18 protein-coding genes are annotated in these 21356 nt (G+C 44.8%); 4 read left to right on the forward strand and 14 right to left on the reverse strand.

Translation table 11 applies throughout. The features are described from left to right. Positions 1 to 108 precede the first annotated feature (108 nt). The 9 genes from NH462_RS06595 to ccoN form a co-directional block, all read right to left on the reverse strand. A complete protein-coding gene (locus NH462_RS06595) occupies positions 109 to 843 on the reverse strand; it encodes an FNR family transcription factor (protein ID WP_010373979.1) in 735 nt (244 codons plus the stop codon). A gap of 185 nt (positions 844 to 1028) precedes the next feature. Continuing rightward, positions 1029 to 1700 (reverse strand): sulfite exporter TauE/SafE family protein, encoded by a 672-nt coding sequence (locus NH462_RS06600; protein ID WP_017219107.1) that lies wholly within the window; start codon positions 1698 to 1700, stop codon positions 1029 to 1031. A gap of 1 nt (position 1701) precedes the next feature. Beyond that, positions 1702 to 1902: a cbb3-type cytochrome oxidase assembly protein CcoS gene (gene ccoS, locus NH462_RS06605; protein ID WP_010373983.1), complete on the reverse strand. Its 201-nt coding sequence runs from the start codon at positions 1900 to 1902 to the stop codon at positions 1702 to 1704. Next, the gene (locus NH462_RS06610; protein WP_253104987.1) at positions 1899 to 4274 is read right to left on the reverse strand and encodes a heavy metal translocating P-type ATPase; all 2376 of its coding nucleotides are present in this window, start codon (positions 4272 to 4274) and stop codon (positions 1899 to 1901) included. The genes ccoS and NH462_RS06610 overlap by 4 nt, the downstream gene beginning before the upstream one ends. 6 nt (positions 4275 to 4280) lie before the next feature. Further along, on the reverse strand, positions 4281 to 4772 hold the full coding sequence (locus NH462_RS06615; protein ID WP_010373987.1) for a FixH family protein: 492 nt from the start codon (positions 4770 to 4772) through the stop codon (positions 4281 to 4283). A 118-nt stretch (positions 4773 to 4890) separates the two neighbouring features. Further along, positions 4891 to 5856: a cytochrome-c oxidase, cbb3-type subunit III gene (gene ccoP, locus NH462_RS06620; RefSeq protein WP_010373990.1), complete on the reverse strand. Its 966-nt coding sequence runs from the start codon at positions 5854 to 5856 to the stop codon at positions 4891 to 4893. After that, complete coding sequence (locus NH462_RS06625) at positions 5853 to 6038, reverse strand: cbb3-type cytochrome c oxidase subunit 3 (protein WP_010373992.1); 186 nt, start codon at positions 6036 to 6038, stop codon at positions 5853 to 5855. Before NH462_RS06625 ends, ccoP begins: the two co-directional genes overlap by 4 nt. Positions 6039 to 6043: 5 nt before the next feature. Further along, complete coding sequence (gene ccoO, locus NH462_RS06630) at positions 6044 to 6718, reverse strand: cytochrome-c oxidase, cbb3-type subunit II (protein WP_010373994.1); 675 nt, start codon at positions 6716 to 6718, stop codon at positions 6044 to 6046. Between the two features lie 12 nt (positions 6719 to 6730). Next, a complete protein-coding gene (ccoN, locus tag NH462_RS06635) occupies positions 6731 to 8164 on the reverse strand; it encodes a cytochrome-c oxidase, cbb3-type subunit I (RefSeq protein ID WP_010373997.1) in 1434 nt (477 codons plus the stop codon). Positions 8165 to 8470: 306 nt separating this feature from the next. Between ccoN and NH462_RS06640 the strand changes: the two genes are divergently transcribed. Both NH462_RS06640 and NH462_RS06645 read left to right on the forward strand, forming a co-directional pair. After that, the gene (locus tag NH462_RS06640; protein WP_010373998.1) at positions 8471 to 8905 is read left to right on the forward strand and encodes a hypothetical protein; all 435 of its coding nucleotides are present in this window, start codon (positions 8471 to 8473) and stop codon (positions 8903 to 8905) included. Continuing rightward, positions 8902 to 9378: a hypothetical protein gene (locus NH462_RS06645; RefSeq protein WP_010373999.1), complete on the forward strand. Its 477-nt coding sequence runs from the start codon at positions 8902 to 8904 to the stop codon at positions 9376 to 9378. Before NH462_RS06640 ends, NH462_RS06645 begins: the two co-directional genes overlap by 4 nt. A 30-nt stretch (positions 9379 to 9408) precedes the next feature. On the opposite strand, the gene NH462_RS06650 is transcribed toward NH462_RS06645, so the two are convergent. Continuing rightward, positions 9409 to 10401 (reverse strand): helix-turn-helix domain-containing protein, encoded by a 993-nt coding sequence (locus NH462_RS06650; protein WP_253104990.1) that lies wholly within the window; start codon positions 10399 to 10401, stop codon positions 9409 to 9411. A 117-nt stretch (positions 10402 to 10518) separates the two neighbouring features. Between NH462_RS06650 and NH462_RS06655 the strand changes: the two genes are divergently transcribed. Then, positions 10519 to 12417, forward strand: coding sequence for a beta-ketoacyl synthase (locus tag NH462_RS06655; RefSeq protein ID WP_253104993.1), 1899 nt, complete (start codon positions 10519 to 10521; stop codon positions 12415 to 12417). Positions 12418 to 12782: 365 nt separating this feature from the next. On the opposite strand, the gene fghA is transcribed toward NH462_RS06655, so the two are convergent. After that, a complete protein-coding gene (gene fghA / locus NH462_RS06660; protein WP_010374002.1) occupies positions 12783 to 13625 on the reverse strand; it encodes an S-formylglutathione hydrolase in 843 nt (280 codons plus the stop codon). A 56-nt stretch (positions 13626 to 13681) separates the two neighbouring features. Next, positions 13682 to 14803 carry an S-(hydroxymethyl)glutathione dehydrogenase/class III alcohol dehydrogenase gene (locus NH462_RS06665; RefSeq protein ID WP_253104996.1) on the reverse strand — a complete coding sequence of 374 codons (1122 nt, stop codon included), beginning with the start codon at positions 14801 to 14803 and terminating at the stop codon, positions 13682 to 13684. A gap of 95 nt (positions 14804 to 14898) precedes the next feature. On the opposite strand from NH462_RS06665, the gene NH462_RS06670 reads away from it, so the two are divergent. Further along, positions 14899 to 15774 carry a LysR substrate-binding domain-containing protein gene (locus tag NH462_RS06670; RefSeq protein WP_253105001.1) on the forward strand — a complete coding sequence of 292 codons (876 nt, stop codon included), beginning with the start codon at positions 14899 to 14901 and terminating at the stop codon, positions 15772 to 15774. On the opposite strand, the gene NH462_RS06675 is transcribed toward NH462_RS06670, so the two are convergent. Together NH462_RS06675 and rne are read right to left on the reverse strand one after the other, a co-directional pair. After that, positions 15761 to 17419, reverse strand: a complete 1659-nt coding sequence (locus NH462_RS06675) for a SulP family inorganic anion transporter (RefSeq protein ID WP_253105003.1) — start codon at positions 17417 to 17419, stop codon at positions 15761 to 15763. The genes NH462_RS06670 and NH462_RS06675 overlap by 14 nt on opposite strands. 148 nt (positions 17420 to 17567) lie before the next feature. Continuing rightward, positions 17568 to 20969 carry a ribonuclease E gene (gene rne / locus NH462_RS06680; RefSeq protein ID WP_253105006.1) on the reverse strand — a complete coding sequence of 1134 codons (3402 nt, stop codon included), beginning with the start codon at positions 20967 to 20969 and terminating at the stop codon, positions 17568 to 17570. Between the last annotated feature and the right edge of the window lie 387 nt (positions 20970 to 21356).

The raw sequence follows: 21356 nt of genomic DNA on the forward strand, positions 1-21356 counted from the left end.
TTAAAACGGTATACAAATAAGATCAGAAGCTTTTTCACCTCTGACCTTATTGAGTGTAACCGATCCTATCTAAGGATAAAGTCTTAACGATAAATAGTTTGTTCTAAATCAAGATGCAATTGCGGCTGTCTCAGCTAGGGCTGCAGCATCAATAATGGTAATAAACTTGCCTTCGACCTTTATTGTTCCCGCTTTTTGGAAACGGCTGAGTAAACGACTAATGGTTTCTACAGTAAGACCTAAGTAGTTACCAATTTCACCGCGCGTCATCGTAAAGCGGAATTCTTTACGAGAAAAACCACGCTCGCCAAAGCGATTTGAGAGGTTATAGATAAAAGTTGCTAAGCGTTCTTCAGCAGTCTTCTTATTCAATAATAACAACATTTCTTGGTCGTAATTAATTTCACTGCTCATTAATCGCATGATCTGCTGGCGTAGCTTTGGCAACTTACCGGCTAATTCATCTAGGGTATCAAATGGGATTTCGCACACCATAGAGGTTTCTAAAGCTTGCGCGAAGCTCTGGTGCTGCATTTTATTGATGGCATCAAAACCCACAAGATCGCCCGCAAGGTGAAATCCTGTGATCTGCTCGTCGCCTTGCTCAGACAGTGTGTAGCTTTTAAATGAGCCGGAACGAACGGCAAAGATAGCATTTAATGGCGCACCTGACTCGAAAAGAAAATCCCCTTTATGAAGCGGCTTTTTACGTTCAATGATCTCATCTAGCTTGTCCATTTCGCTGCCATTGAGCGAAAATGGGAGGCAAAGTTGACTGATACTGCAATTATTGCAGCTGATTGTGCATTGGCTCTTTGAGCGGTTTTGATTACTTAAGTCCATAAAATTTCCATAAGTCTATGACGCACGTGAAGGCAACCTAGTATCAAAGCATAACGGTTTTGGTACTACAGATCGCCACAAACTCATATGACACGCAAAAGAAAATTTGGTTATCAATTGGAGCTCCTAATCTCAAAGCGCTAACCAATAATCTTAAATGATGAGTTTGCTTAGATAAGGATAGGTTAATGTACTAACTTATCAGTTGCAATAATAATTAAATAAACACCATACCAAATCAATAAATTACCCATAATAATACGTGTAACTAAATGATTTATAAACTTTTGTAGCAGCTGAGCCGATTGCCCTATTACAATCAATGCAGGCATTGTGCCGACACCAAAGGCGAGCATAATGAGTGCGCCTTCAGTTGCTGATTTTGCTTGTAATGTCCAAGTTAAAGCCGAATAAACTAGGCCACAGGGTAGCCATCCCCATAAGGCCCCGTAGCAAAACGCTTTGGTTTTTGTATTGACCGGGACTAAGTAGCGATTGAGCTTAACAATATGTTGCCAAATTAAGCTTTTAGCAAACGACTCTAGCCATTTTAAGGTGCTGGCTAAGCGCATTACGTAGATAGCGACAAGCACCATAAAAATACCACTCATCAATTGTAATATAATGGCGAGTGATGTGTTTTGTTTGGCGAGACTTGCCCCGAGTAGGGCAACAAGGCTGCCAGCAAGCGCATAGCTGGAGATACGTCCGATATTATACAACAGGGTAACAACCACTGCAGAAAGCTGCTTGCTCGCCAGTTGTAGCGAGCTGGCAATACCGCCACACATCACCAAGCAGTGACCACTTCCCGCAAGCCCCATCACAAATGCACTTAGCAAGCTTATCTCATTCATGCTAGTTGTCGTTATTACTCTTATTATTTGATGGTTTTACGGACTTATCACCCGTTTGCGCTTTATCATCATCGAATAAGATGCTGTGGCCCTGTTTATTCAAATCTGAAAATTGTTCGCTTTTTACTGCCCAAAAGAAAATACCAATAGCAATAATGACGAATAAAATGGCGATAGGTATTAATACGTAGATGATACTCATAGCTTTAATAACCTTAATGAATTACCGATCACGATGATCGAGCTAGCTGACATGCCAATAACTGCTATCCAAGGTGGAATGAGGCCAAGTGCAGCGAGTGGCAAAATGGAGCCGTTATACAAAAGTGATATGGTTAAGTTTTGCTTTACTATTCTGCGCGTTTGTTTCGCTACTTGCTGAAGGGCTAGAATGGCATTCAAATCGCTATTTAACAACACCACATCAGCGGTATTCTTTGAGATATCAGCGCCGGTATCCATCGCAACTGACAAGTGAGCGCTATTGAATACTGGGCTATCGTTGATGCCATCACCAACCATAGCGACAATTTCGCCTTGTTTGGACCAAGTTTCAACGGCTTGTTGCTTAATTTCTGGTGTGCAAGCACTTTGGTAGCTATCTAATGCTAACTGCTGCGATAACTCTTTGCCTGCATTGGAGCTATCCCCAGTTAGCATGTGGCATGTAAGGCCTGTTTGTTGTAGCTGTTCAACAACTGTTTCAGCATTGCTTTTTACTTTGTCATTGAAGTAAAAATCTGCAACTGCGTTGTTGTTAATGAACAAGGTAGCTTGAGCAAATGACGCGTGGTTATTAAACCAATGGCTCTTCCCAAGGGCAATAGTGACTCCTTGCCAGTGACCACGGATCCCTGAACCAGCCACAACTTCAACATCTTGGACTAGGTTTTCTGTTGGGGTGATATGTGCAAATGCGCGAGCGATTGGGTGCTCAGAAAAGCGCTCTAACGCTGCTGCGAAATCCAAGACTTGTTGCTCGTTATATTCCGTTTGTAGTAACTCAATGTGTTTAATTGAGAAACGTCCTTCGGTCAGTGTGCCTGTTTTGTCAAAGGCAACACGCGTTAATTTGGTTGCCGTTTCTAATACATGGGCTTCTTTAATCAAGATCCCTTTTTTCGTAAGTGACGCAACGGCGCAGGTAAGCGCGGTTGGTATCGCAAGGCTTAACGCACAAGGGCAGGTTGCTACTAGCACCGAAATCGTGACCCAAAAAGCCTTATCTGGTGAAATCGGGTACCAGCCAATGGCGGTAATTGAGGCAAAAACTAATAGACAGGCAACAAACCACTGCGCGACTTTATCGGTGATTTCCACCAACTTAGGGCGTTTGGTAAGTGCGTTATGTTGCAGTCGAATAATCTGGTTGAGCAGGGTATTTTGCCCAATTTTATTGATCTCTAACGTAATTACACCATCGTGATTCACGGTTCCCGCATACACTTGATGGCCTTGATATTTCTTCACAGGCAAATGTTCGCCTGTCATCATCGACTCATCAACGGTGGTATGTCCTTTGATCACTAAGCCATCCGCAGGGATAGTTTCTCCAGCCTTAACTAATATCAGATCGTTCAGCTTTAGCTTTTTGGCGGCAATATGTTGTTCATTGTTATTCTCATCAACCTTTCTGGCGGTCAATGGCAGCAGCTTTTGCAGGTTTGCAGTGAACTCACTGGCTTTGAGTCTGGCCCTGAACTCAAGGTATTTACCTAACAACAGCAAGAAGGTAAACATACAGATGGATTCAAAATAGACTTCGCCGACTTCCATAAAAGTCGCGTAAGTACTGGCGCCGTAAGCTCCGAATATAGCAAGTGAAACAGGGAGATCCATATTCAGTTGTTTAGCTTTCAGTCCTTTAACCGCATTCGTTAAAAATGGCATCGCTGAATATAGAATAACAGGAGAGGCGAGCACGAGACTTATCCAACGGAAGTACTGTTCAAAGTCCTCTTCCATGCCTGAAAACATGCCAAAGTACATGGCAAATGCAAACATCATCACTTGCATAGTCATGAGGCCTGCTACACCTAAACGACGAATATATGCTTTCGCTACGGCTTGTTTCTGTGCGGCTTCTTCATCGGCCTGAAATGGGTAGGCCTTATAGCCGATTTCCATCAAGGATTTGATTATATCGCTTAGCTTAACGTGTTTATCTTGCCATACAATCATGGCACGATGGGTGGAGGTGTTAACATCAACACGAACGATACCGCCGAGCGCCAGTAGTTGTTTTTCGATAAGCCAAGCACAAGCGGCGCAGCTTATTCCTTCAACACTGAGCAGTACCTCTTTGTGCTCACCACTAATTTCGACGAAGTCCTCTTGGATCTCGTCGTTATCATAGCTGAGTAGCATTTTTAGTTGCTCAGGTACGAGTTCTTCAACTTTACCTGCACTTTCTGTGCGGTAAGTATAGTAGTCACTCATACCTTGAGAAATAATGGTTTCGGCAACGGCCTGGCAGCCAATACAGCAAACCGGTTGTGCGCTACCCTCAAAGGTAACCGAGCCTACAAACCCTTTAGGAATAGGCTCCAAACAATGAAAACACGAATTTGCCATGGCAGCTTACTTATACTGTGGAGTGACCGCGATAATACCATCATGTGGCAGTTGGATTTTTTCTTTCATTTTCCAACTGTTATCCATAGGCTCTATAAATACCGAGAACACACCGCTATGTGGTTCATCAAATAAACCAGTAAACTCGCCGCTGGCGTTTTTAGTCAGTGTGACTGCAAAATCGTATTTCTCAATAGTGCGGTGGTAAAACGAGAGCTTTAATGCATGAACTTTAGAAGCGTCGCCCTTGGTAAATTTAAAGGTGACTTTTTGCTCTGCTACTTGCAGGTCACCATGTAAATAGAGCGCTTTTGCTTTATCAAACTTACTCAGCTCTAGATTGATGGCTTTACCTTTTTTGTAGTAGTCATCAACGACCATATCAGGACCATTACCGACTGCAAACGTGATGAGAAAAACACAGGCAACGACAGTAACGAGTGGGAAAAAAATTAAAAACCAAGGCCAAAAATTCTTATACCAAGGGGTAGGGGTCATAGTTGCTCACATGGCTATAAAACTTGCCCGTATTCTACCGTAAGTTGCGGTAAATACCTAAAAAAAAGCCTCCAAATGGAGGCTTTTTTGATCTCAAATAATGTTCTAAAAGCTAAGCTTATTGGTCTTGTGACAAGCTATAAACATACGCTGTTAGAAGGTGTACTTTATCTTCCCCTAAGATATCTTTCCATGCTGGCATTACACCCGCACGACCGTGGCGAAGTGTGTCTTCAACTGCGCGTTGAGAACCACCGTATAGCCAGATATTATCGGTTAAGTTTGGTGCACCGAACGGAAGGTTATGTGCAACAGAACCTTTACCATCCATACCATGGCAAGCCGCACACATTGCAAACTTAGCTTTACCTGCATCAGCATCTTTTTGGTTAACGGTACGTCCAGAAAGGCTTAGTACATAAGCAGTCATTTCTTTTACGCCTTGATCACCAAGTGCATCTTGCCAAGCTGGCATCGCTGCAACACGACCGTTAAGCAGTGTTTCTTTGATCTTGTCAGGCGTGCCACCATATAACCAATCTTTATCAGTTAGGTTAGGGAAGCCTGCGCCACCACGAGCGTCAGAGCCATGACACTGAGCACAGTTTTGCGAGAATAAACGCTGTCCGATTTCTAGGGCTTCTTCATTCTTTGCAAGCGCAAGTACGTCTTGCTTTGCAAATTCTTGGAAGATAGGGCCAAAACGGTCTTCAGCAGCTTCAACTTCTTTATCAAGTTGTACCCACTGGCCATTTTCATGTGCTTCAGCGACTGCTTTCTTAGACTCTGCCAAGGTAGTAATACCTTGGTTAGAGCTCGTCCAGTTTAAGAAACCTTTAAAGTTACCAAGACCTGGGTAAGCAGCAAGATAATATACTGACCAAACAAAAGTCGCGAAGAACATGTAAGTCCACCACTTTGGTAGTGGATTATTTAATTCCTCAATTCCGTCGAACTCGTGACCACAGCTTTCGCCTTCTTTGACACCTGTGTAGTTTTTCAGGTTCCAAATTAGCAGGCCGAAAATCAGAGCTAGACACGCTAGGGTTAGTACGATAACCCAAATACTCCAAAAGCTAGTCATTTTTCAGACTCCTTTTCCTCGTTAGAGATAGTGTTGTTATGTTTTTTCTCATCTTCAAAAATGGCATTAGCAGCGTCGTCGAAACGGCGCTTAGACCGCTTGCTATATGCCCACACAACAATCACTATAAACAGTACCAAAATTACCAGAGTCAAAATGCCTCTGTATGTGCCGTAATCCATAACAATTACTTCAAATGTGTGCCAAGTTGTTGTAAGTAAGCGATAAGTGCTTGCATTTCTGTTGCACCTTCGCCACCGTTCATCGCGTGGATTTCATCCACTTGCGCTTGTAGTTCAGCATCATCACCGTAGCCTTTGCCATTGTAGCGGTCTGACGACTTATCAATACCAAATGCATCACGGAACACTTGTAATTTTTTCAGAGTATAAGTGGTATCTACTTTAGTGCTATCAAGCCAAGGGTAGCCTGGCATGTTTGACTCAGGTACCACCGAGCGAGGATCCATTAAGTGCGCATAGTGCCAGTCGTCAGAATAACGCTGACCAACACGAGCCAAATCTGGACCTGTACGCTTAGAACCCCACTGGAATGGGTGATCCCATACCGACTCACCGGCTACAGAGTAGTGACCGTAGCGCTCAACTTCATCACGGAATGGACGAACCATCTGTGAGTGACAGTTGTAACAACCTTCGCGTACGAAGATATCACGACCTTCCATTTCAAGCGCGGTCAGCGGGCGTAAGCCTTCTACTGGCTGAGTGGTATCTTTTTGGAACATTAGTGGAGTAATTTCGACTAGTGCACCGAAGCTAATTGCGAATACCGTTAAGATAGCCATCAGGCCAACGTTCTTTTCAACGATTTCGTGTTTGTTTGTTGAGTTATTGTTGCTCATACTCAATACCCCTTAAGCCACTTGCGGGTTTGCATCAGTGGCAAGTTGACCACTTTTTGCAGTAACCGTACGGAATACGTTGTAAGCCATTACCAGCATTCCAACTACGATGAATACACCGCCTAGGAATCGCATGATATAGAAAGGCTTAGAAGCTTCTAGTGACTGAACAAAGCTATACATTAATGTACCGTCAGCATTTACTGCGCGCCACATTAGGCCTTGCATAACACCAGAGATCCACATTGCAACGATATAAAGCACAACACCTACTGTGTGTAGCCAGAAATGCGTGTTAACTAGCTTTATGCTGTACATGTTACCGTGACCAAATAGGGCTGGGATTAGGTGGTAAATTGCACCGATAGAAATCATCGCAACCCAACCTAGTGCACCCGAGTGTACGTGGCCTACTGTCCAGTCTGTGTAGTGTGAAAGCGCATTTACAGACTTAATAGCCATCATTGGGCCTTCAAACGTAGACATACCGTAGAACGATAGAGATACAACTAAGAAACGCAGTACAGGGTCAGTACGTAGTTTGTGCCAAGCGCCAGACAGCGTCATGATACCGTTGATCATACCGCCCCAAGAAGGAACGAATAGGATAACTGACATCACCATACCTAGAGACTGTGTCCAGTCAGGTAGTGCTGTGTAGTGAAGGTGGTGAGGACCTGCCCAAATATATAGAGAAACAAGTGCCCAGAAGTGAACAACCGATAGACGGTAAGAGTAAACTGGACGACCTGCTTGTTTTGGTACGAAGTAGTACATCATACCTAAGAAACCAGCGGTAAGTAGGAAACCTACTGCGTTGTGACCATACCACCACTGAACCATCGCATCTACTGCACCTGCGTAGATTGAATAAGATTTAGTAAGTGATACAGGAATAGCCATACTGTTTACAATGTGAAGCACTGCAACAGTGATAATGAAACCAGCGTAGAACCAGTTTGCTACATAGATGTGTGACACTTTACGCTTGATAAGAGTACCAAAGAATACTACAGCATAAGTAACCCATACTACCGCGATTGCGATATCAATCGGCCACTCTAGTTCAGCGTATTCTTTTGAAGAAGTAATACCTAGAGGAAGCGTGATAGCCGCAGATACGATGATGGCTTGCCAACCCCAGAAGGTAAATGCGGCAAGTTTGTCAGAGAACAGGCGCGTTTGACACGTGCGCTGAACAACATAGTAAGAGGTTGCAAATAGTGCACTTGTACCAAATGCAAAGATTACTGCGTTCGTGTGTAACGGACGAAGTCTAGAGTAAGTTAACCATGGAATGTCGAAGTTTAACGCAGGCCACGCAAGTTGCGCTGCGATAAATACACCTACACCCATGCCAACAATGCCCCAAATCACTGTCATGATAGCGAATTGGCGTACAACTTTATAATTGTACTCAGTTTGTGATGCTACTGTTTGGCTCATTTTCTGGATTCCGCTGCAATTTATTGCGATTAGAAATGAATTACCTGAATTACAGGCCCTAGTTATATTTCTTCAAGCCCGTCATGTTTTAACTCAAAAGATGAGTGAAAACCTAACCAGCCCGAGAAACCTTTATTTTTGCGAGGAAATGATAATTTTTTTGCTTATGAAAAGATACCTAAAACGCCTAAAATTATGACATCAATCAAGTTTTCACGCGCTTTTTGTTCGCTTCTTAAGCAACCTAGCATTTGCCCTGAAACTTGCGTACACTGCGCAGGATTCAGAAGTGACGGTAAATCCCTCATGATTGCAAAGCAATTAACAATCGGGTTGCTAGGTGTTTTCCTCGTGGCCTGTTCAGACCCGACTATTATTATACATGAAAGTTCAGAAAAAAGTGAAAGTTCAGTAACAAGAAATGTCTGTAATTTTTCAACGCCCTGTGATTTAACTCCACAAGTGCAGATTTATCTAGGCTCAAAGCAGGTTCAACCTGAAACAGAATTTACCATTGGGCTAAAAAGTGCGACTAAAGTAGAGGTCGTTTCGGCATGGCTTGAGGGAGAAAATATGAACATGGGGAGAATTCCCGTGTTCTTTGACAAAAACACACTGATAGCAAAAACCATGGTCGGTGTTTGCACGGATAAATCTATGCGTTGGATTTTACGTTTGGCGCTAACCGTTAACGGCCAGTCTGTTACTACCAGTCATCCAATAGCTGTAAACTACCAATGAATAAATCTGTTTTTATCGAATATCTCAAGTTTGCACTTGAACAAAAGCTGATTGAAGCCACTGAAGCGGCAAACAGTGCTCGTGCTGACGCGACTCACGAGCAAAGTGCTGCTGAAACACAATACGACTCGTTGAGTATCGAGTATGGCTACCTAGCAGAAGGGCAAAGTGAGCGCGTTGATGCCATGCATTTGGCAAAACAAACAATATTGAATCAGTTGGCTCTAGCTGTGAGCAATACAATTGCACATAACGCACTAGTTGAAATTGAAGACGAGCAGGGCAACTGTCATTGGTTCTATTTTGCGCCTTGCGAAGGCGGGCTAAAAATCCAATATAAAGAAATACCTGTGTTGGTGTTAACGTTTGATGCGCCTCTTGGCAAGCGGCTAAAGGGGTTAACGGTAGACGAAGATATTTCGTTTTTCTTCAACGGCCAACAGCAAACGTTAACCGTGATGCAAATACTGTAGAGTGGTTTACTCTCGTTTTGCTACGAGTTGCTACGAGAACAATTTCTTTCTTACTATTGCCCGATATGTGCTTGGTGATCTTCCCATTAATTGCCTAAATACTCTGCTTAATTGCCCTTGTGAATTAAATCCAGAAGCAAGAGCAATATCTTGAATGGAGAGATTACTGCTTGCGAGCAGCTCTTTACACATTTCAATACGCACCTGTTGTAAGTAGGCAACGGCAGTTTGTCCTGTTGCTTGTTTAAAGCGGCGGTTAAAGGTGCGATAACTTAAATCAAATTGCGCCGCAACAGCAGGTAAAGAGATTTCCGATGCGGCGTTATTTTTCAGCCAAAATTGAATTGCAGCAATTTGCTCGTCAGCATGACGGTCAACAGCACCCTCTAAATAGCGCTGTTCTTCGTACGGTTTACGAATTTCATGAGAGAAGTTTTGCTGCACATGGTGTGCGGCTTCTATCCCGTACAGTAACTCAATAATATGAACAATCACATCGGCCAGCGCATTTAAGCTGGCTACAGTGTAGATCCGCTCTGATTGAGTGATAAAGTAATCCGGTTTTAATTCAACATTGGGATATAGCTGAGAAAATTGTTTGGCAAAATGCCAGTGGGTCGTTGCTGAATGCCCGTCAAGCAGGCCAGAACTTGCTAAAAAGCAAACACCCGTACCTACACCTATCAGTGTGCTTCCTGCTCCCCATGCATCGGCAAGTGACTCACTCAGCGCTTGGTTTTGTCTTACAATAGGTCTTGGATTTCGCCATATGCTTGGCACAATAATGTAGTCATATAAAGGCAAGGAGCTAAAGTCACTTTGTGCCTCAAGTGTCATGTAATTATCGGCGTTGACTGCCTCGCCTTGGCTGCTGCAAAGGAGAACTTCTAAAGGAACATAAGCCTTTTTTAGATGCACTTTAGCAAAGGCTTGTCCGGCTTTGAGCATTTCCAGCGGTAAGGTGACACTGGTAACGAGCATATGCTTGTAAAGCACAATGGCGACCTTTGTACAGGATTTCATCTGCTCCGACCTCTTTGGTTTGGCGAAAAATGATTTATATGTGGCGTATTTTGTAAAAACTTAAATTCGAATGCAATTAAAATCAAGTCATTATCTTAGTTCAGAAGTAGGAACGACATGACAGCATTGCCAATTATTGTAGGAATGGGGGGTATTAACGCCGCGGGGCGCACCTCTTTCCATCAAGGCTACAAACGTATTGTACTTGATAAGCTAAATGCTAAAGACCGACAAGAGACCTATTTGGGCCTTGCGAGTTTAATGAACTTAGTGCGTTATGAAGATGGCCAGCTAATTGACCAAAACGACCAAGTCATTCCAGAGGTGGAGATTGAGTCGCGTTTTGGTGAGCAGATCTTAGCGGGTACGTTGATCCGTAAAATCGAAAAAAACCATTTTGATGTAGATGCGACCCCTTGGCAGCAAAAGCTCACAATGAAAGCAAATGATGACAGCAAGATAGTATTCAGTTGTCGTAAGCGTGACTTACCAGAGCCAGTCCCTGCAGCTTGGCAAGTGATTGAGCTTGATCCAAAAACGGTTGAGGTAACCATTGCGGACCAGATTGAAGTTAAGCACGATAGCTATAGAGACAATCCAATTAAAGCCGCAGGCCAATTACCAACGGGCTTTGAGCCGTCGCTCATGTATAACAGCCGTTACCAACCACGCGGCCTTCAGGCGACGATTTTTGCTGCAACCGACGCTATCCGCTCAACGGGTCTTGAGTGGGATAAGATAATGAACAGCGTACGACCGGACCAAATCGGCACTTACTCTGCCTCTGTGGCGGGGCAAATGAATGATGAGGGCTTAGGTGGATTAGTAGGTAGTCGTTTACGTGGCGACCGAGTAAGCACTAAGCAGTTGGCGTTAGGACTCAATACCATGTCCACTGACTTTATCAATGCTTATGTTACTGGCAGCGTTGGCACAACGTTTACGACATCAGGTGCCTGTGCAACGTTTCTATATAACCTTCGCGCTGCAGTGAATGATATTCAGGCTGGCCGTACTCGAGTGGCGATTGTAGCCAGTGTCGAGTGTGCTATTACACCAGAGATCATCGAAGGCTTCGGTAATATGGGCGCACTCGCAAATGAAGAAGGCTTGCGTAAACTTGATGATACTGAGTGTGTAGATTATCGCAAAACAAGTCGTCCTTTTGGTGAAAACTGTGGCTTTACAATTGGTGAAGGGGCACAAGTGGCGATTTTGATGGATGACGCCTTAACACTTGAGCTTGGCGCGCAGATTATGGGTTCTGTGGCCGATGTATATGTCAACGCAGACGGCGTGAAAAAGTCGATTACGGCACCCGGACCTGGTAACTATATTACCATGGCAAAATCGGTCGCACTGGCTCAGCAAATCGCAGGCACCGAGGCGTTAGTGAAACGCAGCTTTATTTTGGCACATGGCTCAAGTACACCACAAAACCGGGTTACAGAGTCGCTCATCTACCACAAAATTGCAGAAACCTTTGCGATTAATGGTTGGAAAGTGGCGGCGCCAAAAGCCTATGTTGGTCATACCATCGCGCCGGCATCTGGCGATCAGCTAGCGATGGCACTTGGGGTGTTTGAATACAATATTATGCCTGGGATCACTACAATCAATGCAGTAGCAGAGGATGTTCACGCCGAGCATTTAGATATTCGTACCGAGCACTATGAGTGCGAGCCAATGGATATCGCCTTTATAAATTCAAAGGGCTTTGGTGGTAACAATGCAACAGCAACAGTACTTTCTCCAAATCTTACGAAGCAGCTACTAAGCAAGCGTTATAGCCAAGCTGAGTTTGCAAGTTACGAGCAACAACTTGCGATTACAACACAAAGACAAATTGCATATCAGCAAGCGGCCGATTATGGCCAATACGAGCTGATTTATCGTTTTGGCAATGGCATGATTGATGAGTCTGAATTGAATTTAAGTCAGCAAGAGTTAGCCATTCCTGGGTTCGAGCAAAGCATACAGCTTTGTCCAACGAATCCATACGGCGATTTAATCTGATGATTTGATACAAAGAATAGGGCCTGTTGACCTTTGCTGTTTGATTTTTGTTCTCCTGAGTGTGTTTTGGTCGCGGCGCTCGACTTGCCGCCTAGTAATCTAGACAAAAGTTGAGCAACAATGAACAAAGCGCACTCAGGTGAACCCAAAGGGCAGCGATTGCTTGGCATTTCTACTGTGTTCTCGCCTGACTCACATAGAACAACTATGCTACGCAGGCTCTGCCTTGTATTAATACCAATCAAACTGCTGCAAAAACAAACTTGAAAGATAAACAGGCCCTAATGTTAAGCAAGCAAGGCGTACAGGGAGTACGCCTTTTTTATTTTTAGCTTAGTGCTTAAATGCGCAAACGTCAGTCAGGCTCACCTCATATAGTTAGCATGAAACTCAAGATGATTTTCAATAAAGCTCGAGATAAAGAAATAGCTATGATCGTAACCTTCATGCATGTTTAGCGTGATAGGGTAGCCTGCTTTTTCTGCAGCTTGTTCGAATAACCAAGGCTTTAGCTGCTCGTCTAAAAACTGGTCACTTGAACCTTGCTCAATGAGTATCGGACGTTTTGTTGGACTAACATAGTGCGACAATAGTTCGGTCGCGTCATATTGTTGCCAACACTGTTTGTCGTCCCCTAAATATCCTGTTAGCGCTTTTTGACCCCAGGGACAGTTACTTGGGTTAACGATTGGGCTAAACGCAGAGATACTCGTATAGGCGTCAGGGTTTCTAAGCCCAATAATTAACGCACCATGCCCACCCATGGAGTGACCACTAATAGCTTTTTGTGGGCTAACAGGGAAGTGCGTTTCGATTAACTGAGGCAGCTCTTCTGTCACGTAGTCATACATTTGATAATGTTGACTATACGGCGCCTGTGTCGCATTGACGTAAAACCCCGCACCTAGACCAAAGTCATAAGCACCATTTTCGTCGTCTGCAACGCCTTCTCCGCGCGGGCTTGTATCTGGTGCGACAATCGCGATGCCAAGCTCGTTGGCTTTTTTAAACGCGCCTGCTTTTTGCATGAAGTTTTCATCGCTGCAGGTTAACCCTGAGAGCCAATATAAAACCGGGACTTGTTGTCCCTCATTGACGATTTCAGGTAAAAAAATGGCGAAGGTCATTTCACACTGTGTCGACTGGCTGGTATGTGTGTAGCGCTTATGCCAACCGCCGGATACTTTGTTGCTGGAAATCAGTTCCATCAAGTGCTCCTTAATTAAGTGAAATAGGACGCAACCTGTGCGTCCTTGAGCGGGTACTAGTAATGGATCACCGAGCGGATACTCTTGCCTTCGTGCATTAAATCAAAGGCTTCATTAATATCTTCGAGCTTCATGGTATGAGTGATAAAGTCATTGAGCTTGAATTCACCAGCCATATAGCGTTCAACAATCTCAGGAAGCTCTGAGCGACCTTTTACGCCACCAAAAGCACTACCGCGCCATACGCGACCAGTAACCAATTGGAATGGGCGTGTTGAAATCTCTTGTCCTGCGCCTGCAACACCGATGATCACCGACTCACCCCAGCCTTTGTGACAGCACTCAAGGGCACTTCTCATGACATCTACATTACCGATACATTCGAATGAGAAATCCACACCGCCATCGGTCATTTCAACGATCACTTCTTGGATAGGTTTGTCGAATTTTTTCGGGTTGATAAGATCGGTTGCGCCAAGCTTTGTCGCCAGCTCAAACTTATCTTCATTGATATCGATACCGATGATCCGACTCGCGCCAGCCATTGTCGCGCCAATGATAGCAGACAAGCCGATCCCACCTAGGCCGAAAATGGCAACGGTATCGCCTTTTTGCACTTTAGCGGTATTCATTACTGCGCCCATTCCCGTGGTAACACCACAGCCAAGCAAGCAGATTTCCTCAAGAGGCGCTGCTTTGTTTACTTTAGCCAAAGAGATTTCTGGCAGTACAGTGTACTCAGAGAACGTTGACGTGCCCATGTAGTGATAAATTGGTTGGCCGTCTTTATAAAAGCGGGTTGTGCCATCAGGCATCAAGCCTTTACCTTGGGTTTCACGGATCTGCTGACAAAGGTTCGTTTTACCAGACTTACAGAACTTACATTCGCCACACTCCGGTGTGTACAATGGGATCACGTGGTCACCAACGGCAACGCTAGTAACGCCTTCACCAACTGCTTCAACAATACCTGCGCCTTCATGACCTAAAATTGCAGGAAACACGCCCTCAGGATCGTCGCCAGACAAAGTGAAAGCATCGGTATGACATACGCCCGTTGCGGTGATTTTAACTAAGACCTCGCCTTTTTTGGGTGGCATAACATCAACTTCTTCAATACTAAGCGGTTGACCTGGGCCCCAAGCGATTGCTGCTTTAGATTTAATAAATTCAGACATGGTTTGTTCCTTTCTTAAAAGTTGATAGCAGTATAACTACATTATGATTTTTGATAATCTATAAAAATCATAAAGACTTTTACGTATATGTAATAATGGATAGATGGATTGGCATTGATGAGTTTGTTGCGGTCGCAAGTAATGGCTCATTTAGTGGGGCTGCAACTCAGTTAAAGACTTCGGTTGCGCAAATTAGTCGCCGAGTGAAAATGTTAGAGGAGCGGCTCAACATACAACTTTTGACGCGCACCACCCGAAAATTAGCGCTGACTCAGGAAGGTGAAGTGTTTTTATCTCACGCAAAGCATTTACAGCATGGATTAGATGACGCCACTGCTGCAATCCGTCAACGTGATAGACAGCCAACAGGCAAACTTAAGCTTACCGCACCAGTAATGTACGGCGAATCTTATGTCATGCCTGCCGTAGTTGACTTTATGCGTTTGTATCCCAAAGTTGAGGTTGAAATGCATTTGACGAACAACCAAGTCGACTTACTCGATAAAGGCTTTGACTTGGCAATTCGACTCGGTAAGTTACAGGATTCATCACTGCGCGCCAAACGGCTAACCACACGTAAAACCATGGTGTGTGGTGCAAATATCTATTTAAATCAATTTGGCCAACCGCATACGCTCGCTGAGCTTAGCAATCATAAATGTTTGATTGGCAATAGTAGCGAATGGCGCTTTGTTGAGCACGGTAAAGCGCGACAAATTAAAGTGGCGGGGCCACTTCGTTGCAACAGTGGTTGGGGGCTTTTGGAAGCAGCAAAGCAAGGCTTAGGTTTGGTACAGTTACCGCATTATTACGTGCAAGAGGCGCTAGAGAGTGGAGAGTTAACAGAGGTACTCACCAACTTTAGACCTGAGGAAGAGGGCGTCTGGGCGCTGTATCCACCCAGACAATTTGTCGCGACCAGTTTACGATTGTTACTAGATCACCTAAGTGCGCACTTTAATAAGTTTTAGCCATAGTATCAATGGCTTGGCTGAGCGCTATCTCGCGACTATCACAAAACGCACGGTCGCCTAGACGGTCATGAATGTTTAAGCGCTTGAGTTTATCGGTGGTCTCCAGATTCGGTGAATAGATAAACACGCTACAGTTCGCATCAAGCGCATCTGTAATCGCATTTTCAATGGCTAAGCCCACGGTGACGTCAATCATAGCTACGTCGCTTAAGTCTAATACCATGGCTTTGTATTCACTAATCTTGCGGTGTTGTCTTGCGATTGCTTTTGAGACGCTAAAAATCATTGGCCCGGAAAGATAAAAGAATAATAGTTTACCGTTGGCTTTATCTAACAGCTCGCTTTCTTTTTTCGTCAGTGGTACATCTTCATCGCTATCACTGTCGCTAATTGCTTTAACGTGATTAGCTTGCACTCGGCTTAATCTCTCTATGATCATCACATTAGAGATAAATACGCCAAGGCCCACAGCAACAATCAGGTCAACAAAAACGGTAAGTAGCATTACGCCATACATAATCGCCATTTGACTGACACTAAGCTTATGAGCACGCTGGATAAAACTCCAATCCAGAATATTAAAACCAACATACACTGCAATACCAGCAAGCACCGCCATTGGGATTGGCTCGGTCAAACTGCCCGCGATAAAGACTACTGCCATTAAAATGAGTGCCCTGAATATCCCAGCAATTGGCGAGCGAGCACCCACTTGGATATTGACCACTGTTCCCATCGTTGCGCCAGCACCTGGCAATGCACCAAAAAGGCCAGCTATCATATTGGCAATACCTTGGCCTCTGAGCTCTTTATCAGAATCATGCTCGGTTCGCGTTAAACTGTCGGCTATTACTGCTGTTAGCAACGTATCTATACAGCCCAAAGTGCCCAATACCAGTGCATCGATAAGCATTTCAACTAATAGCTCTGGTGATAATACTGGAAACATAATACTTGGTAGGCCACTTGGAATTTCACCGATGCGGCGAATACTATCTGTATCAAAAATAATGATTGAAAGCAGTGTAACGGCGACGAGTGCGACCAGCTGAGCGGGGACGTATTGACGCCACTTACTTGGCATTTTGAATAAGATTGCAAGTGTGATCACCCCGAGGAACAACTCAGAAAAGTGTAAGTCCATCAGCAGGCTGGGCAAGTTAGATAAAGTGCCAATAACACCACCTGCAGGCGCTTGGTGTCCAAGTAAAGGAGCAAGCTGCAAAATAATGAGGATAACACCAATACCAGACATAAATCCGGAGATGACGCTGTAAGGCATCAAGGTAACGTATTTACCTAACTTGAGCGTACCGAGTAAAACCTGAAAAGCACCTGCCATCATGACAACAGTAAAGCCCATCGCAAGACCATTTTCGGGATACTTGCTCATCATGGCGGTGAGTACTGCTGTCATGATAACAGTCATTGGGCCGGTTGGTTCAGAAATGAGGGAGGTTGAACCACCGAACAGTGCGGCAAATAAGCCAACCAAAATTGCGCCCCACATCCCAGCTTCTGCGCCAGCACCAGAGGCAACACCAAAAGCGAGTGCGAGTGGTAAAGAAATAATCGCAGTGGTTACACCACCGAATAGGTCACCTTTTAAAGAGGCGTTTTTAAATCTCTTAAGTGTGATCATACTTTTGACTTTAACGATCAAAGAATTGACGGCATTCTACTGATAAATAGCACGGAGTGCTACGAAGGACTGGTATTACCATTTGTCTGCTCAGTAAAATTCGGACACAAAAAAGCCAGTCTTAAGAGACTGGCTTTTCAATTACTGCTTAGTCAACCTGAGCAGGAGAGGCCATGTCGGCGCTTGCTCTGCCTGTTGGTGACTTAGAGCCAACACCCAAGCCGCTATTCGCCACAGCCTGACGCTGTTCATGTGGCATCGCAGACGGTGTTTCTACCACGACATCCTCAATCACGCTTTGTGCTTTTGTCATTGGCGCTGCAGCCGTTTGGTTGAAGCGTACACGGCTTTGTACAGAGTTGCCGTTTACTACCTGTTGAGTAGGTGCCTCAATAGCGTTAGCGGCTGGAGTCTCTTCAGTTGAAGATTCAGTAACTGCTTCAACTGCTGTTGTTTCCACAACCGCTTCTGTTGCCTGTGCCTCGACTGCTGGCTCCTGAACTTCAGGTGTTGCCTCAGTGTCAGAAGCCTGAGTTTCTTCTACAATTGCAGTTTCAGCTTCATCTTCAGCCTTCGCAGTTTCAACTTGTTCAGTCTCTACTGTGTCAGCGATTGGCTCAGCTTTAACCACTTTTGCTTCTTCTGGCTGTGCAGCTTCTACTTCTTCTGCGACTACTTCGTCAGCGCTTGCAGACGTTTCGGGCTGTGCAGCTTGTTGCATTGGTGCTTCAGCTGTGGTTGCCTCAACTTCGTTTGCAGGCTCTATTTCTTGTGCTTCATTTTCGTCAACCGGTGCTTCGGCTGGCTTAGCTGCGACATCTTGCTCTGCATCAGTGTGCGTCTCAGAAACAGTCGCTTCTGCCGCTGGTGCATTATCTTCAGTTACCGTTTCAGGTGACGACTGAGTCTCAATCGTACTTGCTTCTTGCTGTACACCTTCTTGAACGTCAGTGTCAAAAGAAGATTTTGCTTTTAGCTCTGCTTCGTATTCTGCAGCGGCTTGATCTGCAACGGGCACAAATGCAGCAGCTTGACCTTTTTCAGGCGTATCCTGACGACGGCGACGTTGACCAGCTGCTCTCAGATGACGCGGAGAACGTCTAGAGCGAGTGCGGCCTTCTTTATTTTCATCATCAATTTGCGATTCTGAAAGTTCAGCAGATACCACCTCGGTAACATCGTTTTGTTCGTGGCGCTCAGTGTTAGCAGTTTCTTGCTGCTTTGCTTGAGCGTGTACGTCAGCTTGTTCAGAAGGTGCAGCTACTTGTTCGTTCGTTGCAGACTCTTGCTCTGACTTATCCGCGACAGGTTTCGCTTTTCTTTGCCTCGGCTTTTGTTCAGCTTTAGGCTCAGCCGCCGTTTTCGCTGGTTGTTCAAGCGGCTTTGCTTCTACTTTCACTTCTTCAGTGCTAGCTTGCTCTGATGTGTTAGTATCCTGTGCGTTGGTTTCTTCCACACGTACCTTCTTGCGAAGATTACGTCTTTGTCTGCGTGGTTTTACTGTCGCTTCTTTAACTGGCGCGTCGTTAGCCTCGACCGCTTCAACGTTATCGTTTACAGATTCCTTAGCCGGACGGTTTGCTTTGTCCTGATCTTGGCGCTTTCTGTTATTTGGACGACGGCGTTTGCGGTTATCACCACGTTGCTCGTTACCGTTGTTTTCGTCTTTCGATTCAACCGTTGTTTCTTTTTGTTGATCGTTACGACGGCGGTTATTGTTACGACGACGATTGTTATTATTGCGACGGCGATTATCACGGTTGTTATCGCGTGATGATTTTTCTTCAGAAGATTTGTTTTCTTCTTTGTTATCGCTGTCACTAGCAAATAGGCTCTTGAACCATTGACCAATCTTTGCAAACAGGCTGGTGCCGTTTTGAGCTGGTTGTGCTTGTGGCTTACGTGCTTGTGGTTTTGCAGCTTGAGTTGGAGTAGGGGCTGGCGCAGGCGCTGGTGCATCAGGCATAACGACACCTTTTAACACTGGCTCCTCTTTCACAATCGCTTGAGCTCGAGCAATTTCAACGACTTCAGGCTCAGGCGCGATGATCTGCTCATAGCTTGCTGCTTCTGTTGTTTCATCTTTACGCAATCTAACCACTTCATAGTGCGGTGTTTCTAGATGTTGGTTAGGAATGATAACAACGTGGCACTCATGGCGCTTTTCGATGCGTTGCACAGAACGACGCTTTTCATTTAACAGATAAGCACCAACAGCGACAGGCACTTGGGCGTTGACCTGAGCGGTATTATCTTTGATCGCTTCTTCTTCGATTAGACGCAAGATAGACAAAGCAATGGATTCGTTTGAGCGAATGGTGCCTTGGCCGTCACAGCGTGGGCACGTATGCTGGCTCGCTTCACCTAACGACGGACGCAAACGTTGACGCGACATTTCTAACAGGCCGAAACGAGAAATCTTACCGATTTGCACGCGAGCACGGTCAGTACGAACGGCTTCTTTCAAGCGGTTCTCTACTTCACGTTGATGGCGAGGCGGAGTCATATCGATAAAGTCGATAACGATTAGTCCACCTAAGTCACGTAAACGTAACTGGCGCGCAATCTCGTCAGCCGCTTCTAAGTTAGTGTTCAGCGCCGTCTCTTCTATATCGCCACCTTTTGTCGCTTTTGACGAGTTGATATCGATAGAAGTGAGTGCTTCTGTTGGATCAATGACGATAGAACCACCTGAAGGCAAACGCACTTCACGCTGGAAAGCTGACTCAATCTGACTCTCAATTTGATAATGCGTAAATAACGGCACATCGTTTTGATAAAGCTTAACACGATTGATGAAATCTGGACGGAAACGCTCGATATGCGCCTTCGCTTCTTCAAAAACACGCGGTTTATCAATTAGGATCTCACCGATATCACGACGTAAATAATCGCGAATTGCACGGAAGATAACGTTACTTTCTTGGTGAATTAAGAAAGGTGCTTTACCGCTATTTGCCGCATTTTGGATTGCGTCCCAATGAACAAGTAGCGCCTTAAGATCGTACTCTAGTTCTTCGAAAGATTTACCTACGCCCGCGGTGCGAACGATAAGACCCATACCTTTAGGTACGTTTAAGCGACTCAATGCTTCTTTTAGCTCAATGCGCTCGTCACCTTCGATACGACGTGAAATACCGCCAGCTCTTGGGTTATTAGGCATTAATACCAAGTAACTACCAGCGACGCTGATAAACGTTGTGAGTGCCGCGCCTTTTTGACCACGTTCTTCTTTATCAACCTGAACGATGACTTCTTGACCTTCTTTGATCACGTCTTTGATGTTAGGGCGACCATTGAATGTATAACCATCAGGGAAATACGTTTTAGCGATTTCTTTTAAAGGAAGGAATCCGTGACGCTCGGCGCCATAATCAACAAATGCGGCTTCTAGGGATGGTTCGATACGGGTAATTTTACCCTTATAGATATTGGCTTTTTTCTGTTCGTGACCAGGGCTTTCTATATCTAGATCGTATAGACGCTGGCCGTCAACCAGTGCCACGCGCATTTCTTCTTGCTGCGTTGCATTGATCAGCATACGTTTCATATTGTAATTCTCTACTTAATTATTTACAGCGCCTGATACGTCTTGCCAGCGACAGCGTGCTACGCCTTGGATGTTCCTATTAAATGATGCAGTCTCACGACTGGGGGAAAGGGAACATATTCACAGTTTCCGCTTTAAATCAGGGTAAAATCACTGATCCATCGTTCGCTTTTTGCACGTTTATTCGTTTCACAAAGTAGTCATGCACGGGGTAAGTTGAGCTTGGTTTGCCAAGCTTGGCTATCACCATCTTTTGACTTGATTGCTTTGTGATTATTCACGAGTTGCGGCCTGCTATGCACGGGTATTACTGCAACTGTGGTAAACGTATCAGACAAATTTTAATTTCTTGCTTTTTGGTTTGTTCATCGTGTCCAGTCATTAAAC

The organism is Pseudoalteromonas sp. OANN1 (genome assembly GCF_024124685.1).
GTDB lineage: Bacteria > Pseudomonadota > Gammaproteobacteria > Enterobacterales > Alteromonadaceae > Pseudoalteromonas > Pseudoalteromonas piscicida.